This is a genomic window from Desulfofundulus sp. TPOSR (assembly GCF_011393055.1).
Lineage (GTDB): Bacteria > Bacillota > Desulfotomaculia > Desulfotomaculales > Desulfovirgulaceae > Desulfofundulus > Desulfofundulus kuznetsovii.
The window spans coordinates 129,994-144,991 of sequence record NZ_JAAOEF010000001.1; the positions used below are offsets into that span (position 1 = coordinate 129,994).

The following is a 14,998-nucleotide window of genomic DNA, read 5'->3' on the forward strand; positions in this document are numbered from 1 at the left end:
TTATGGTTGACATAATACTTATTATAGGAACTAGTTTGTGATTCAATAATTAATCTAACCTTTTTCGATTCCGATAATGACCATTGCTCTTCACAGAGTGGCGCTTTATCGATACCTTTGATACTTTTTCCAATGTGTGGATTTCTTCTTTATGAGGTTGCTTTTTAATGAAATGATCAACCCGTTTTAAACAATTTGCACAATTATCACAGATCTTATCCGGGTTCAGCTCGCAAACAAAACAATCACAACAGTTATCACAAATTTTTCCTTCTTCTAATATACACATCTTGGCAACTTGCTTTATTTTATATTTCATAAATTTTTCCATACTGAACCATCCTGTCTTTCATATCTTTTACGTTATTTTTAATTTTTATTTTGTAACATTCCTCCCCGCGACAGATCCGTTACCAGCTACTCATCGACTTTATTTTACTGCATTCCACTGTAAAGATCAGCATTATTTCCCTTAACGGGCTGATCCACCACTTAAAAGGGAAAATAATTAATCTTAAATGATCTATATCAATTTTACTTCTTCCCCGGAACCCACATGGAAGAGTGAATTTTATGTTAACCTTTTTATTTAAGTCGCCCACTGGGTCACCTCCATGGTATATGGTATAATGTTAGTGGATTAATTCAACTCGCGTATAAGAATATCGGGCACAAGAATTATTGAAGGAGGAGTCAACCATGGGGCTAATTAAGGAAGCAGAGCTACCCGGGTTAGGGAAAAAATATCTGCTGGAACTGGAAGGCGGAGAACGTATCGGGGTGGTTGTCTATGACGAAGGTTTGCGGGACCTGTTTTATTTCCCAGCCGGGGAGAGCGAACCTGCGTACACAGTAACGCTTACCGACCAGGAAGCCCGCCAGATAGCCTCTATTCTGGGTGGAGTTTTTTATCAGCCTAAAATGCTGGAAAAATTGGAAATGGCTATTGCCGACCTGCGCATTGAGTGGCTGAAAGTAGCACCACAGGCACCGGCAGTAGGAAAAAGTATTGGTGAGTTAAACCTGCGTAAAAACCACGGGATTACCGTTATCGCCATTATTGAAGACGCCGGCCGGGGCAAAAAGAAATGCACGGCTATAAACCCCGGTCCCAGTTTTGTTTTCCTTCCCGGCCAGATGGTTGTGGCAGCGGGAAAAGCGGGGGACATTGAGGCCTTCGAGGAAATGATTACAGGGGGAGGGGTCCAAAACGGTGCCGTTTGAAACCACGACCAATCTAACCATTATTTTTTTCCTCATCACCCTGGCCATTTTACTAGCCAACAAGCTTCATTTCTCATCCATCCCCTTGCTCATCCTTCTGGGCATCCTTTTTGGCCCCTACGGTCCCCACAACGAATGGTTTGATTTAAGACTGGTGCAGAACTGTGAACTGGTGTCTTTCCTGTCTCATCTGGGGGTCCTGCTGCTGCTTTTCTACCTGGGTCTGGAGTTTTCGGCCAGCCGGGTGGTGCAAAACGGCCCCACCATCCTCAAAGGTGGCACTGTTTATGTGGGGCTGAACTTTCTGCGCGGCCTAATCCTCGGTTGGGTGTTTTTTCATTCCCTGCCTGAAACGCTCATTGTGGCCGGGATCACCACCATTTCCAGCAGCGCCATGGTGACCAAGCTGCTCATGGAACTAAAACGCACCGCCAACCCGGAGACGGAACTGGTTCTGGGTTTTATGGTCTACGAGGACGCTTTCATGGCTGTTTATCTTTCCTTACTCTATACCTACTTTTTAACGGGAGGAACTTCCTTTACAAGCGGGCTCCTTAGCGGCCTGGTTACTCTGCTTTTTATCCTCGCCGTTCTATTCTCAGGTCCGCGATTTAGCCCCTACCTGGAAAGATGGCTGCACATCCGCAGCGGAGAGTCTTTTATTACCATTGGCTTTACCCTTCTCCTCTTTACCGTCCTGGTGGCTGAAAAGCTACACGTGGCTGAAGCAGTAGGCGCTTTGCTCCTGGGCCTGATCCTGGCTGAAACCTCCCATGCCAGACGTCTCGTACAGATGATTGCGCCCATGCGCGACCTCTTTGGAGCCGTTTTTTTCTTCGCCTTTGGTATGGGTATAGACTACCGTGAGTTTTCGGCCGTAGCAGGTATCACTGCCGTGGCGGTACTGGCTACCGTCTTTGGCAACCTCTTCACCGGATGGTTCAGCGCCTGGATTTGTGGCTATCGCGGACGACCGGCCCTCAACGTGGCCAGCATCATGATCCCCCGGGGGGAACTGGCTATATTGGTTGCCGGCATAGCAGCCAGCGCTCAACTTACGGCAGTGTTTCAGCCCTTTGCCGCCCTTTATGTACTGGCACTCGCGTTAGTCAGTCCATCGCTGGCTAAAAAGTCGGGCCGGATACAGCATCGTGACTAATATTTGGTCAAGCCTGCGCCCTGCAAAACAATCCTCCAAGGCCAGTTAGTTAGACCCCTCCTCCCCCCGCTTCCCTACCCGGTATTCAAAAGCACCGATACGGGTAGACACGACGCCACGGACAACAAAAAGGAGTAGTAAGATGATACTACTCCCCTTGCTTCCACGCCGCCGGCTTTTACCCGGAAAAGGCCCCCGGCTTACTTGTTCAGGTCTTCTATGGAGTTAATAGTTACGTAATCCGGTACTACCAGTCCTATTTTAGCCCCCTCCAGGTTGGGACCGAGATTATCCACCTTGTCCTTCACCTGTTTATAATAGTCCCCGTGGGTGTGCGGCAACCAGGCGGCCACAATGGCATCAAAATGACCGGCTCCTATACCCGTCCACATTACTCCCGCATCAACTGCCTTGAGCTCAACGTCATAACCTAATTTCATGAGCACATGCTTCACCACGTGGGTACTGGCAATCTCGGAATCCCACTCCACATAGCCCAGCTTGATTTTCTTCAGGTTACCCTTGGGTACCCCTTCGGGAATCCATTTTTTCACTTTATCCTCATTTTCCCGGATCCACTTTTGGGCCGCTTCATCGGGATCCATTTTGTTCACATTAATATCCAGCATTACCGCTTCCATGTCAGACGGTTGCCAATAAAATGCATCCAGCATTTGATACGCAGCCGGAGCATCTTTCTGCAAACCTTTGCGCGCAATGGTGGCTATGTGCTCTTCCCCTCCATAAACTCCCTTGGGATCTTCCAGGTACTTGAGGTCCCACCTGGCAAACATCCAGTGGGGCGTCCAGCCGGTAACCACAATCCACTTTTTGCTTTCGATGGCCGACTTCAACGCAGCCACCATAGCAGCACTGGAACTATCCTTTAAGGTGTAGTCCAGACTGTATTCCTTGATCGCCTTTTCAGTAGCCTTCATAATCCCTGCTCCAGGCTCAATGCCTATGATCTCCCCGTTAAACTTCTCTTTAACCGTTCCCTGACCGGCCTCCTTTTCACCCGTTGTACAGCCAAAAACGGCAGCCATGAGGAAGACCAGCAATGTCGCCAACGTCAGTGATCGGTATTGCCTGAACATAATTAATTCCCCTTTCGTGTGTTTTTCTGCCCTAAGGTTTGGGTAACCCGGTCTAGAATGATGGCCAGGATAACAATGGCCAACCCGCCCTCAAAGCCCCTGGGAATGTCCAGCCTTTGCAGGCCGCGCAACACCTCGCCACCCAAACCTCCTGCCCCAATCATGGCCGCTATTACGACCATGGAAAGAGACAACATGATACACTGGTTAACACCGGCCATTATCGTAGGTAAAGCCAGCGGTAGTTGCACTTTAAGCAGTTTTTGGGTACGCGTGGAACCGAAGGCTTCCGCAGCCTCCAGAAAATCCACTGGAACCTGCCTGATACCCAAACCCGTTAGCCTGATGACCGGCGGCATGGCAAAGATTACCGTGGCTAGAAGGGCCGGTACCCGGCCAATGCCCAATAGAATTACTGCCGGTACTAAATAAACAAAGGGAGGCATGGTTTGCATAAAGTCAAGAACGGGCATAGTCATCCTGTGCACCAGGTCACTCCACGCAGTTAATATGCCCACAGGCAAACCGACAATCAGGGCTAAAAACGTAGCACAGATTACCAGGGCCAGGGTTTCCATAGCCGGTTCCCATAGATTAAGGTTGTAAATGAGCAATAGGCCAACACCGCTCCACAAAGCCACATTCCTCTTACTGAGGAACCAGACCAGGACAACCAGCAGCGCAATGAGAATAAACGGGTGTACCGCCAGCAACAGGCCGGTTAAGAGACCCATCAGATGGTCAAAGTTGGTATTAATAAAATCAAATGAACCCCCAAAATGTTCCTTTAGGAAATTGATGAGCAACTCCACCCAGTGGCCCAAAGGAATACTGAAAATCACTTCATTCCCCCTTTCCGTACCAGGGCTGCCAGCAATGCCCCGCGCACAATAACACCTAATAGGCGGTTCTGATCGTCGATTACGGCCAGGGGAAATTTGGAATGGGCCAGGAGCGGGATTAGATCATTTAATGGAGTCTCAGGGGTCGCAGTAGGAAAATCATGGCACAAAATTTTCGAGAGATCCTCCTTGTTACTTTCGCTTGCTTCCAAAGCTTCCTCCGCCGTGATCAGCCCTGCTAATTTATAATCACGGGTTACCACAAAGATACTGGAAAAGCCTTCCTTACGCATGCGGCGCAGGGCTACCCGCGGGCCGTCTTTTAAGGATACGGTTCCCGCCGGCCGCATCACATCTTCAGCTGTCAGCACCCTGGTTACATCCACGTCTTCGACAAATTTAGCCACATACTCATCGGCCGGCCGGGTCAGGATTTCCTCAGGGGTACCTACCTGGACAATGCTGCCGTCCTTCATCAGGGCAATGCGGTCGCCAATCTTTAAGGCCTCGTCCAGGTCATGGGTAACAAAAATGATGGTTTTATTCACCTTGCTCTGCAAGGACAGCAGCTCATTTTGCATCTCCCGGCGGATCAAGGGATCCAGGGCACTGAAAGCCTCGTCCATTAAAAGGATATCGGGATTGCTCGCCAGAGCGCGGGCCAACCCCACCCGCTGCTGCATTCCTCCACTCAACTGGTCCGGCAGGGCTATCTCCCATTCGTTTAACCCCACCAGTGCCAGCATTTCCCGTGCCCGGGCATAGCGCTCGTCCCTTTCTACCCCTTGAATTTCCAGCCCGTAGGCCACATTGTCCAGCACCGTGCGGTGGGGGAAAAGGGCAAAACGCTGAAAAACCATGCCCACCTTCTTGCGCCTGATTTCCCGCAGGCGAACATCGTTGGCGGCTGTAACATCTTCATCGTCGATAAACACTTTACCCCTGGTAGGCTCTACGAGGCGGTTAATACAGCGCAAGACGGTAGATTTTCCACTTCCGGAAAGTCCCATGATGACAAAGACTTCCCCTTCACGCACCGCAAAATTGACGTTATTAACGGCAACGGTCTGCCGGGTCTTGGCTAATATTTGTTCTTTACCCCATCCCTGATCGAGCAGAGACAGGGCACTTTCGGGATTAGACCCAAAAATCTTCACCAGTCCCTGAACCTTGATTTTATCCGTATCCGTGAACCTCCTTTCCCAATAAAAACTTTTTGCTTTCATATTTTATCAATGAACAAATATACCAGTCAACCCGTCTATACTTGCTAAGTTGGCGGAAGTGGGATGCTGCTTGCTGAATTGAAGGAAAAACGGTTCCCCACGCCAAATAAAACATCAGAAATGCAGATCAGCACCATGTAGGATACAAATTCGTGGGATCAGGAGGAACGCATATTGGTTGTAGGCATACTGGTAATGGAGTTACGCATGAGCGAAGCTAATTCTCTAAAAGGCAAGCGGCGGGTGTTAAAAAGTTTACTGGACAAGATAAAGGCCCGCTACAACGTTTCGGTAGCTGAAGTAGGTAAACAGGATACCTGGCACTTCTCTACCATAGGGGTGTCTTTTATCAGTAACGATAGCGCCCATGTTCACCAGACCCTAACTGCAGTGGTGCGTTTTGTTGAAGGCTTGGGAACGGTGGAATTGCTGGATGTGCGGATGGAGCTACTGTAAAAAAACGGGACTGACGGTATTGTACCGCAGTCCCTTTATATTGAAGAAGGAGGTAGTGGGCTTTAGGATAAAGGTCACGTAACCCGACTTAAAAAGTAAGCTAAAAAGCCGGCAGTGGTGCGCTGGGCCAGGCCCAGCAGCACACCGGTGACTTCGTGATATTCCTGCCCGGCGCTAACCAGGGAGTAATATTCCCTGGCCAGGCGGGCATTGGCATAAACCCAATCACCGGCCCGGGAAGCAACCTGGTAATAGCCACCGCGGTCAACCCTGAAGAGGCCACAATGTTCCCGCACCCAGGCTTCATATCGTTGATGCCCGTTAAAAGCTACGCCGCGCGCATGATGGGGAACACATAAATCCTGCACCAGGTGAACGGCGGCTCCCAGGTAAAAAAAGGCCAGATCCTTTTTCCCTTGATACCAGCAGGACAGCGCTTTTTGAAAATATTCCTCGCACTCACCGGCCGCATCGGGCCATGATCCGAGGCCCCTACCGGAATGGGGGTCCAGGTAGTGGGCGAAACATTTCCACCCCCGGTCTGCCCAGAGGGTGCCCCGGTTAAATGCTACCAGGTGCTTGCGCAACAATCGGACCAGTTCTTTTAAGCCATCCTGTTCTAAAATGGTTAAAGCCTGCTGGTTACAAAAAGTGTGGGTAACTCCCCCGCGGTCCACCAGGTTTTGCAAAGGATCGGCCACGGCTAAGAACCGCTTGGCTATGGCCCACGTCGAAGGGTTAATCGCCAATGGCAAGTCCTCCCCCGTAAGCGCTCTATTATCATAACCTGATTTTGCAGGAATTAATCAACGCATACGGGGGAAAACTCGACCCCACCTTTTTATCAAAGGGTGGGAATTATTACCCCACCTTAGTAAAGATTTGCTCGTCCAACCAGAGTCGGAGTCCCACTACAAGAAACTTGGAAAGCACCTTGTCCTGAGCATTGATCGGTTCCACCCGGATACCTCGTTGAGAGAGTTGATCAATGAAACTAAAAAGCTGGTATACTCCCGGCTCATCAATAAACTCCAGTTCACGCAAATCCAGGACAATGTGCCCTTCTTCCCGGGCCACATCTGCCAGTACCCTTTGCAATTTCTTAAAATGGTGGTTCACCACAATACCGCTCACGCGAAGGGAATTGCCATCTCGCCAAATCTTAACCAACAAGCCTCACCTCCTGGCCTTTATTATAACGTCCTTTTATTAACCTGCTGGTAAGTTTTAATTAAACCATGGTTAATTGTTTATGAACTTTTAGCATGTTTTAATGTGTGACAAAATTACGTAGCGGTCAACCGGCGGTAGATGCGCCGGCCCAGCCAGCGGGCACAGATATTAAAAAGCAGTACAACCAGAATAAGCACGGCAGACGAACCGTCGGCCACCCGGCGCACATCGGGGATCAGGGCTTCGGAATTGATTTTCCAGATGTGCACCGCCAGGGTTTCGGCTGGACGGAAGGGATTTAGGGGCGAAGTGGAACTCAAGGGATTGAGATCGGAGAAATTTAAAATAGGGCTGCTCATGCCGGCAGTATACAGCAAGGCCGCCGCCTCACCAAAAACCCTACCGGCAGCAATAATGGCCCCAGTAACCAGACCGGGAAAGGCGGAAGGCAATATCACCCGCCACATGGTTTCCCAGCGAGTGGCCCCCAGGGCCAGGCTGGCCTCCCTTAGTTCAGAGGGAACGCTGCGAATGGATTCTTCGGAAATCCGCACCATTAGCGGCAAGTTAATCACCGCCAGGGCCAGCGCCCCGGACATTAAGCTATACCCCCATCCGGTCATGTTGACAAAGATAAGCAGACCAAACAAGCCCACCACAATGGAAGGCAAGGAGGTAAGGGTTTCGATGGACAGGCGGATGTATTCAGTAACACGCCCCTTACCGGCGTATTCGGCCAGGTAAATACCTGCCAGCAAACCGAGGGGGGCGGTAATGAACATGGTTAACAGGAGCAAATAAAAGGAGTTGAAAATCTGCGGTCCCACCCCACCGCCTGCAGCAATGGTCTGGGGGGGCATGGTCAGAAAACGCCAATCAATGACCCGGATGCCGTGCCAGAGAATATAGCCCAAAAGCAAAGCTAAAATAGCCAGAACCGCAGCGGCACCCATCCAGAACATGATGGTAGCCAGACGATCCGCCAACCGGGCATTCATCTAACCATCCCTCCCCGCACGACCACCCGAATAACCATAATAAACAGGAAAGACATGAGCAGGAGAATCAAACCCATGGACCACAGGGCGCTATTCCACTGAGAGCCCATGATGGTATACCCCATATCCATGGTGATGGCACTAGTCAAAGTGATCGTTGGATCCAGCAGGGAATGGGGAATGGTCCGGGTGTTGCCGATCACCATTTGTACGGCCAGGGCCTCACCAAAGGCCCGGGCCAGGCCCAGGACAACGGCCGTAATTAAACCCGAGCGGGCCGCCGGCACCAGCACCAGACGGATGGTCTGCCAGCGGGTGGAACCCAGGGCCAGCGCCGCTTCCTTCCACTGGGGCGGCAGGGCCCGCAAACTGTCGGTAGATACGCTGATTATGGTTGGTAAAATCATGATCGAAAGAACAATAAAGCCGGCCAAAACGGAAAACCCTTCCCCACCTAAATAATTGCGGATAAAAGGCACCAGCAGGCTTAAACCCACATATCCGTAAACCACCGAGGGTATGCCGGCGAGAATCTCAATGGCCGGTTGCAATACTCTCTGTCCCCATACGGGCGCAATTTCCACCATAAAAACAGCAACAACGACGCTCAAGGGTGCGCTTACGGCCACCGCCAGCAGGGAAACCAGGAGGGAACCCAAAATGAAAGTTAATGAGCCAACAGCAGGGCCGCCTTCCTCAAGGGGCCGGTCGGGCCACCATTGGGTGCTGAAAAGGAACTCGGTAACCCTGACTCCGTGTACCGTAAAGGTGGCCAGTCCTTTACTCCCAATGAAATAAATAATAGACACAGTGAGTAACACTACCAGTGCTGCTGCCAGAAAGGCCGCCGAGCGCCCCAAAAATTCCCCGCATCTTTTGCGCTTTTGAATATTCCCTTTATCCGGGACCCGGAAGCTTTTTTCTGCATCCGGCTCCGGGGAAAATTCCTTGTGCATAACTACCTCCTCTTCTGACAACACGAAAGGCAGCGAGGCAGTGCCGGTTCCATAACCGCCGGCTGCCCCGCCACCGTCTAAAGCTGAATCCTAGACCTTATTTCTTGGTTACATTACCCTGGGCATCCCGTTCTACCTGCATCCTGGTGATGGGGATATAACCCATTTTCTCAACCAGTTGACCCTGTACCTCGTCACCGAGCATGTAATCCAGGAAGGCCTTCTTTAAGCCGGTGGGTTCACCTTTGGTGTACATGTGCTGGTAAGCCCATACCGGATACTTCCCATTGGCAATGTTTTCTACAGTCGGTTCCACACCGTCGAGCTTGAGGGCTTTAACACTATCGTCAATGTAAGACAGTGCCAGGTAAGAGATAGCGCCCGGTGTTTCAGCAACCATTTTGCGCACGGTGCCGGAAGAATCCTGCTCCATCCCGGGGGCCGTGTCTTCAACGCCGCCCAGGGCAAATTTCTTGAAGGTGGCGCGGGTGCCGGAACCCTTGGGCCGGTGGATGACCACAATTTTCTGATCCGGTCCGCCGACTTCCTTCCAGTTGGTTATCTTGCCAGTAAAGATATCCACCAGTTGCTGTTTGGTCAGGTTATCCACCGTCACGCCGGGGTTCACCACGGTGGCCATCCCCACCACGCAAACTTTGTGGTCCACTAGCTGGGAGGCATCAATACCGCTCTTTTCTTCAGCAAAAATATCGGAGTTACCGATATCCGCCGCACCGGAGGCCACCTGGGTCAGGCCGGTACCGCTGCCCCCACCCTGGACCACGATTTGGGCCTTGGGATGTTTAGCCATAAACTGGGTTGCTGCCTGCTCAACCAGAGGTTGCATGGCAGTAGAACCAACCGCGGTAAGGTTACCTGCAATCTCTGCTTGTCCACCGGAAGGCTGCTCTCCACCACCGCAACCGGCCAGGGCCACTACCAGCACCAGCACTGCAGCCAGCACCAGCATCCTCTTTGCCCTATTTCCCAACATTTGCTCCCCCTTTTTTCTTTTTCCATGAAAAATCTTTTTTCTATCTCAAGCAGCCGTTCAGGGGCTGCATTATTTTCACCAAGAATATTTTAGATTAGGAGTGTTATGGGTGGGTTATCCTCCGGTTAGCGACAGGTTAAATTTATGTTAATTGGGAATTAATTTACTTTCTCTCCGGTGTTAGACCGAATTCAAAAACAAAAAGCGCCAGCATATTGCCGACGCTCATAAATAACCCCAAGGAGTTTTGTCTAATACATTTAAGCAGGGTAGAATTCGCTGCCCTGGGCAGCCAGTTCCAGGTCTACTTTTAGCTTTTTGGCCAGGCGTTCTTTCAGAAACTGGGGCGCGACCTGCGGGAAAAGGGCCACCGAGAGGACATCCTCTTCCTTTTGCATGTAGGGAGCCGCTTCCTTCCTGGCCGCGGGCAAACCGGGTTCCAGCAAGTCCGCCGGCCGGCAGGTGATGGGCTTTTCGTCGCCAATAATCATCTTGCGCACTTCCTCATCTACCGGTGCCGGTGGCTGACCATAGTATCCCCGCATATATTGTTTAACTTCATTGGTAGGCAATTTATAGCGGCCCAGCAACACATTGAGCACGGCCTGGGTACCTACAATCTGGCTGGAAGGGGTCACCAGGGGCGGGTAGCCAAATTCCTTCCGCACCCGGGGCAGTTCCTCCAGCACCTCGGGCAGCCGGTGGAGGGCGTTTTGCTGGCTTAGCTGGGAAATAAAGTTGGACATCATGCCGCCGGGAATTTGATAAATCATGACGTTGACATCCACGCTCGGTGAGGCCACATCAAATTCCTTATAATGCTTGCGAACCTCCTTGAAATATTCGGCAATTTCCGAAAGCAGCTTGAGATCGAGCCCCGTATCATAGGGCGTACCCTGCAGGGCGGCCACCATGGTTTCAGTGGCCGGCTGGGAGGTTTGCAGTGCCATGGTGGAAATGGCACAGTCGATGACATCCACACCCGCGTCAATGGCCCGCAGGTAGGCCATGGAGGCCATACCGCTGGTGTAATGGCAGTGGAGCTGCACCGGTATCTTCAGCACGGACTTCCATTCTTTAATGATCTCGTAGGCTGGTTGTGGGGCCAGAATACCCGCCATATCCTTCAGGCAAATGGAATCAGCCCCCATCTCCTCCAGAATTTTGGCGGTCTTCACGTAATACTCGAGGTCATGCACCGGGCTGATGGTATAAACCACCGTAGCCTGGGCATGGGCCCCCTCCTGCTTGACCACCTCGATAGCCTTTTGCATATTGCGCACGTCGTTTAAGGCATCAAAGATGCGGAAGATATCCAGCCCATTATAGACCGTCTTTTTAATAAACTCGGTGAGCACGTCATCGGGATAATGCTTGTAGCCCACCACGTTTTGCCCGCGCAGGAGCATTTGCAAGGGGGTCTTTAGGTGGCGGCGCAGGATGCGCAACCGCTCCCAGGGGTCTTCATTGAGAAAGCGCATGCACGCGTCAAAGGTGGCTCCGCCCCAGACTTCCAGGGAATGAAAACCCACCTGATCTATTTTTTCGCAAATGGGCAACATGTGTTCTATGCGCATGCGGGTGGCCAGCAGGGACTGGTGGCCGTCCCGCAGGGTGGTGTCGGTGATTTTTACCTTGCGTGCTTCGGTCATTTCTATCCTCCCCTCGACTGGCATACTTTTTAAAGCTGCGGCAGTACCTCCATCAACTTGCGCACGGAGTTTGCGGACTTATCTAGGGCAGCCTTTTCTTCGGGCGTAAGCTCGATTTCCAGGACCTTTTCCACGCCACCCCCGCCGATAATGGCCGGTACACCCAGGTAAATATCATGGTAACCGTATTCCCCCTGCAGATAGGCGGCTACCGGCAATATCCGTTTCTTATCCTTTAACACGGCCTCCACCATTTGCACCACGGAGGCACCGGGAGCATAAAAGGCACTGCCGGTCTTCAAATAGTTAACAATTTCAGCGCCGCCCTTACGGGTCCGTTCCACCATGGCTGCAATGCGCTCGGCGGGAATCAGCTTTTCAATGGGAATCCCACCGGCGTAAGTGTACCGCACCAGGGGCACCATGTCATCCCCGTGGCCGCCCATGACAAAGGCGGTCACATCCTCAAAGGAAATACCCAGTTCCAGGGCCACAAAGGTGCGGAAGCGGGCGGAGTCCAGGACGCCGGACATACCGAACACCCGGTTGGGCGGGAAGCCGCTGGTTTTTAAGGCCACGTAGGTCATTACATCCAGGGGGTTAGTTACCACAATGATATAGGCGTTGGGTGAATACTTGACCACCTGTTCGGTAACTGACTGGACGATTTTGCAGTTGGTAGCCAGCAGGTCATCCCGGCTCATCCCCGGCTTGCGGGCAATGCCGGCGGTGATTACCACCACGTCCGAGTCCTTTGTATCTTCATAGTTGTTGGTACCGGTAATTATGGCATCAAAGCCTTCCACCGGCGCCGCTTCCATCAGGTCCAGGGCCTTACCCTGGGGAATTCCTTCTACCACGTCAATGAGCACGATATCGCCCAGTTCCTTGGCCGCAGCCCAGTGGGCGCAGGTAGCTCCTACGTTTCCAGCCCCAATAATGGTTATCTTTTTTCTTTTCAAAACTGGTCCCTCCCTAAAGAACTCTTCTCAAAGATTAACCTATGATTACCAGCACATCGCCGTTGTTTACCGTCTGTCCCGGTTTCACCCGTACTTCTTTCACCGTTCCAGCTACCGGGGCAGTAATTTCGTTTTCCATCTTCATGGCCTCCAGGATCACCAGGGGATCCCCCGCCTTGACCTGGTCCCCCACTTTAACCTTGACCGCATTGATATTCCCGGGCATGGGAGCGGTAACCGTTCCTGCCCCGGCCGGAGCTGCCGGTTCAGAGGCGGCAGAAGCGGCAGCCGGTGCGGGCGCCTGTACCGGGGGGGTGGTGGCTGCCGGCGGAGGTGCGGCCTGGGCCGGCGGGGCCGGGGGAGCAGCCGGGCGACTTTGTACCAGCTTCACGCTTGGCGGGGCGGCTGCCTCCTGGATTTCCTGTACCTGAACTTCAAAGGGTTCTCCGTTAACCAGCACTTTAAATTTTCTCATTGCCTTCCCTCCTGTTTACCTAACCAAAAACTAACTGCTTAGATCCCGTCCGAGCATAAGTTCACGCAAACCGGCCATTTTCCAGGCGTTAGTCCGCTTGACGGGGCGAATGGAAGTAATCTGGCTACCGGCGTTCAAATAGCCGGCGGCCGCCAGGGCGGCAGTAATCGCCGCCACAACCTGGGGACGCACACCCAAGGATGTTACTGGTTTGTTCAATGCCATCAAAACCGCCTCCCTTTTCGAACCTATACCGGCATGTTGCCGTGCTTCTTGCGGGGTCTCGTTTCCCGCTTGCCGGCCAGCGACTCCAGGGTGACAATAATCCGCGACCGGGTGTCACGGGGATCAATAACATCCTCTATATAACCCCTGGCGCTGGCTACATATGGATTGGCAAACTTCTCCCGGTACTCGGCAGTCAGCTTGGCCCGCATTTCCATGGGGTTTTCCGCCTCGGCAATTTCTTTCCGGTAGATGATATTGACAGCTCCCTCTGGCCCCATCACGGCAATTTCGGCGGTAGGCCAGGCAAAGACGGCATCGGCCCGCAGGGAGCTGCTGCACATGGCCAGGTAGGCTCCACCGTAAGCTTTTCTCAAGATAATGGTGATCTTGGGTACGGTGGCCTCGGAGTAAGCATAGAGCATCTTGGCCCCGTGCCGGATAATTCCGCCATATTCCTGGGCTGTTCCGGGCAGGAAACCGGGTACATCCATAAAGGTGATTAAGGGAAGATTAAAGCAGTCACAGAAACGGACGAAACGGCTGATCTTGTCGGAAGCGTTGATATCCAGGCAGCCGGCCAGATAGTCGGGCTGGTTTGCTACTATCCCCACCGCCTGGCCATTTATCCGGGCAAAGCCAATTACCGCATTGCGGGCATAGAGGGGCTGCACTTCAAAGAACTGCCCGCCATCCACAACGAGATTGATTATTTTGCGTACGTCGTAGGACATATTCGGGTTATCGGGGATGATCTGCAACAGTTCTTCCGGATTGCCTGCCGGCTCCTGGGGAGCATACAGGGGGGGGTCCTCCAGGTTGTTGGAAGGCAGGTAACTCAACAAAAGGCGAACCATCTGCAGGCATGTTTCTTCATCGGGGGCCATAAAGTGAGCTACGCCGCTGGTCTGGTTGTGGGTGGCTGCCCCGCCCAGGGCTTCCATGGTCACCTCTTCACCGGTTACAGCCTTAATTACCTGGGGTCCCGTAATAAACATCTGGCTGGTACCCTGAACCATAAAAATGAAGTCAGTCAACGCCGGGGAATATACCGCTCCCCCCGCACATGGTCCCATGATCACGGAAATCTGGGGGATTACTCCGGAGGCAATGGTGTTCCGGAAGAAAATTTCACCGTAACCGTTAAGGGCATCCACGCCCTCCTGAATGCGCGCTCCCCCAGAATCATTTAGGCCGACCACCGGAGCACCCGTCTTCATGGCCAGATCCAGCACGTGGCAGATCTTGGCGGCATGAATGCGCCCCAGGGAACCTCCCGCCACTGTAAAGTCCTGGGCAAAGATGTACACCTTACGCCCGTCAACTTTACCGTAACCGGTAACAACACCTTCGCCGGGGTTTTTGAGATTGGAAATGTCGGGATCACCGGCAAAAGTATTTATTTCAACGAAGGTACCGGGATCAAAGAACATTTCAATCCGTTCCCGGGCGGTTCTCTTTCCGGCTTCGTGCTGCTTCTCGATGCGTTTTGGCCCGCCGCCCGCATGGATTTGCTCGCGCAGCTGTTTTAATTGTTCCAGCCTTTCCTGCATACCCAA

The 14,998-nt window shown here is 52.3% G+C and carries 17 protein-coding genes; 3 read left to right on the plus strand and 14 right to left on the minus strand.

Going from position 1 to position 14,998, the window contains the following annotated elements; all coding sequences use genetic code 11:
• Nucleotides 1-49: 49 nt before the first annotated feature.
• Nucleotides 50-331 (minus strand): hypothetical protein, encoded by a 282-nt coding sequence (locus tag G7K71_RS00785; RefSeq protein WP_166342812.1) that lies wholly within the window; start codon nucleotides 329-331, stop codon nucleotides 50-52.
• A gap of 368 nt (nucleotides 332-699) precedes the next feature.
• Between G7K71_RS00785 and G7K71_RS00790 the strand changes: the two genes are divergently transcribed.
• Nucleotides 700-1,224, plus strand: coding sequence for a cation:proton antiporter regulatory subunit (locus G7K71_RS00790; RefSeq protein ID WP_013822479.1), 525 nt, complete (start codon nucleotides 700-702; stop codon nucleotides 1,222-1,224).
• Nucleotides 1,214-2,383 (plus strand): cation:proton antiporter, encoded by a 1,170-nt coding sequence (locus G7K71_RS00795; protein ID WP_166342814.1) that lies wholly within the window; start codon nucleotides 1,214-1,216, stop codon nucleotides 2,381-2,383. The genes G7K71_RS00790 and G7K71_RS00795 overlap by 11 nt, the downstream gene beginning before the upstream one ends.
• A 200-nt stretch (nucleotides 2,384-2,583) precedes the next feature.
• On the opposite strand, the gene G7K71_RS00800 is transcribed toward G7K71_RS00795, so the two are convergent.
• From G7K71_RS00800 to G7K71_RS00810, 3 genes are read right to left on the minus strand one after another with little or no spacing between them, the layout of a single operon-like run.
• Entirely contained in the window at nucleotides 2,584-3,480 is an 897-nt protein-coding gene (locus G7K71_RS00800; protein WP_166342816.1) for a glycine betaine ABC transporter substrate-binding protein, read from the minus strand.
• A 2-nt stretch (nucleotides 3,481-3,482) separates the two neighbouring features.
• The gene (locus G7K71_RS00805; protein ID WP_166342818.1) at nucleotides 3,483-4,322 is read right to left on the minus strand and encodes a proline/glycine betaine ABC transporter permease; all 840 of its coding nucleotides are present in this window, start codon (nucleotides 4,320-4,322) and stop codon (nucleotides 3,483-3,485) included.
• Nucleotides 4,319-5,548 carry a glycine betaine/L-proline ABC transporter ATP-binding protein gene (locus tag G7K71_RS00810; protein WP_166342820.1) on the minus strand — a complete coding sequence of 410 codons (1,230 nt, stop codon included), beginning with the start codon at nucleotides 5,546-5,548 and terminating at the stop codon, nucleotides 4,319-4,321. The genes G7K71_RS00805 and G7K71_RS00810 overlap by 4 nt, the downstream gene beginning before the upstream one ends.
• 174 nt (nucleotides 5,549-5,722) lie before the next feature.
• On the opposite strand from G7K71_RS00810, the gene G7K71_RS00815 reads away from it, so the two are divergent.
• A complete protein-coding gene (locus tag G7K71_RS00815; protein ID WP_013822473.1) occupies nucleotides 5,723-6,004 on the plus strand; it encodes a DUF503 domain-containing protein in 282 nt (93 codons plus the stop codon).
• Between the two features lie 74 nt (nucleotides 6,005-6,078).
• Here G7K71_RS00815 and G7K71_RS00820 read toward each other — a convergent pair whose 3' ends face one another.
• The 10 genes from G7K71_RS00820 to G7K71_RS00865 all read right to left on the minus strand — a co-directional run bounded on the left by G7K71_RS00820 (nucleotide 6,079) and on the right by G7K71_RS00865 (nucleotide 14,998).
• On the minus strand, nucleotides 6,079-6,753 hold the full coding sequence (locus G7K71_RS00820; protein WP_166342822.1) for a zinc dependent phospholipase C family protein: 675 nt from the start codon (nucleotides 6,751-6,753) through the stop codon (nucleotides 6,079-6,081).
• A gap of 112 nt (nucleotides 6,754-6,865) precedes the next feature.
• A complete protein-coding gene (locus G7K71_RS00825; protein ID WP_166342824.1) occupies nucleotides 6,866-7,177 on the minus strand; it encodes an STAS domain-containing protein in 312 nt (103 codons plus the stop codon).
• A gap of 113 nt (nucleotides 7,178-7,290) precedes the next feature.
• Nucleotides 7,291-8,175 carry a phosphate ABC transporter permease PstA gene (gene pstA / locus G7K71_RS00830; RefSeq protein WP_166342826.1) on the minus strand — a complete coding sequence of 295 codons (885 nt, stop codon included), beginning with the start codon at nucleotides 8,173-8,175 and terminating at the stop codon, nucleotides 7,291-7,293.
• A complete protein-coding gene (pstC, locus tag G7K71_RS00835; RefSeq protein WP_207712565.1) occupies nucleotides 8,172-9,131 on the minus strand; it encodes a phosphate ABC transporter permease subunit PstC in 960 nt (319 codons plus the stop codon). The genes pstA and pstC overlap by 4 nt, the downstream gene beginning before the upstream one ends.
• 97 nt (nucleotides 9,132-9,228) lie before the next feature.
• A complete protein-coding gene (locus G7K71_RS00840) occupies nucleotides 9,229-10,125 on the minus strand; it encodes a phosphate ABC transporter substrate-binding protein (RefSeq protein WP_166342828.1) in 897 nt (298 codons plus the stop codon).
• A gap of 260 nt (nucleotides 10,126-10,385) precedes the next feature.
• Nucleotides 10,386-11,777 (minus strand): oxaloacetate decarboxylase subunit alpha, encoded by a 1,392-nt coding sequence (locus G7K71_RS00845; protein ID WP_166342829.1) that lies wholly within the window; start codon nucleotides 11,775-11,777, stop codon nucleotides 10,386-10,388.
• 29 nt (nucleotides 11,778-11,806) lie between these two features.
• Nucleotides 11,807-12,739 carry a malate dehydrogenase gene (gene mdh / locus G7K71_RS00850; protein WP_166342831.1) on the minus strand — a complete coding sequence of 311 codons (933 nt, stop codon included), beginning with the start codon at nucleotides 12,737-12,739 and terminating at the stop codon, nucleotides 11,807-11,809.
• 34 nt (nucleotides 12,740-12,773) lie between these two features.
• Nucleotides 12,774-13,214, minus strand: a complete 441-nt coding sequence (locus G7K71_RS00855; RefSeq protein WP_166342832.1) for a biotin/lipoyl-containing protein — start codon at nucleotides 13,212-13,214, stop codon at nucleotides 12,774-12,776.
• Nucleotides 13,215-13,244: 30 nt separating this feature from the next.
• Entirely contained in the window at nucleotides 13,245-13,439 is a 195-nt protein-coding gene (locus G7K71_RS00860) for a hypothetical protein (protein ID WP_166342834.1), read from the minus strand.
• 23 nt (nucleotides 13,440-13,462) lie between these two features.
• Entirely contained in the window at nucleotides 13,463-14,998 is a 1,536-nt protein-coding gene (locus G7K71_RS00865) for an acyl-CoA carboxylase subunit beta (RefSeq protein ID WP_207712566.1), read from the minus strand.

Coding starts and splice junctions, on each gene's coding strand:
- pstC (WP_207712565.1), bottom strand. CDS start 9,131: ATGCACAAGGAATTTTCCCCGGAGCCGGATGCAGAAAAAAGCTTCCGG.
- G7K71_RS00785 (WP_166342812.1), bottom strand. CDS start 331: ATGGAAAAATTTATGAAATATAAAATAAAGCAAGTTGCCAAGATGTGT.
- G7K71_RS00810 (WP_166342820.1), bottom strand. CDS start 5,548: ATGAAAGCAAAAAGTTTTTATTGGGAAAGGAGGTTCACGGATACGGAT.
- G7K71_RS00845 (WP_166342829.1), bottom strand. CDS start 11,777: ATGACCGAAGCACGCAAGGTAAAAATCACCGACACCACCCTGCGGGAC.
- G7K71_RS00840 (WP_166342828.1), bottom strand. CDS start 10,125: ATGTTGGGAAATAGGGCAAAGAGGATGCTGGTGCTGGCTGCAGTGCTG.
- G7K71_RS00860 (WP_166342834.1), bottom strand. CDS start 13,439: ATGGCATTGAACAAACCAGTAACATCCTTGGGTGTGCGTCCCCAGGTT.
- G7K71_RS00790 (WP_013822479.1), top strand. CDS start 700: ATGGGGCTAATTAAGGAAGCAGAGCTACCCGGGTTAGGGAAAAAATAT.
- G7K71_RS00855 (WP_166342832.1), bottom strand. CDS start 13,214: ATGAGAAAATTTAAAGTGCTGGTTAACGGAGAACCCTTTGAAGTTCAG.
- pstA (WP_166342826.1), bottom strand. CDS start 8,175: ATGAATGCCCGGTTGGCGGATCGTCTGGCTACCATCATGTTCTGGATG.
- G7K71_RS00800 (WP_166342816.1), bottom strand. CDS start 3,480: ATGTTCAGGCAATACCGATCACTGACGTTGGCGACATTGCTGGTCTTC.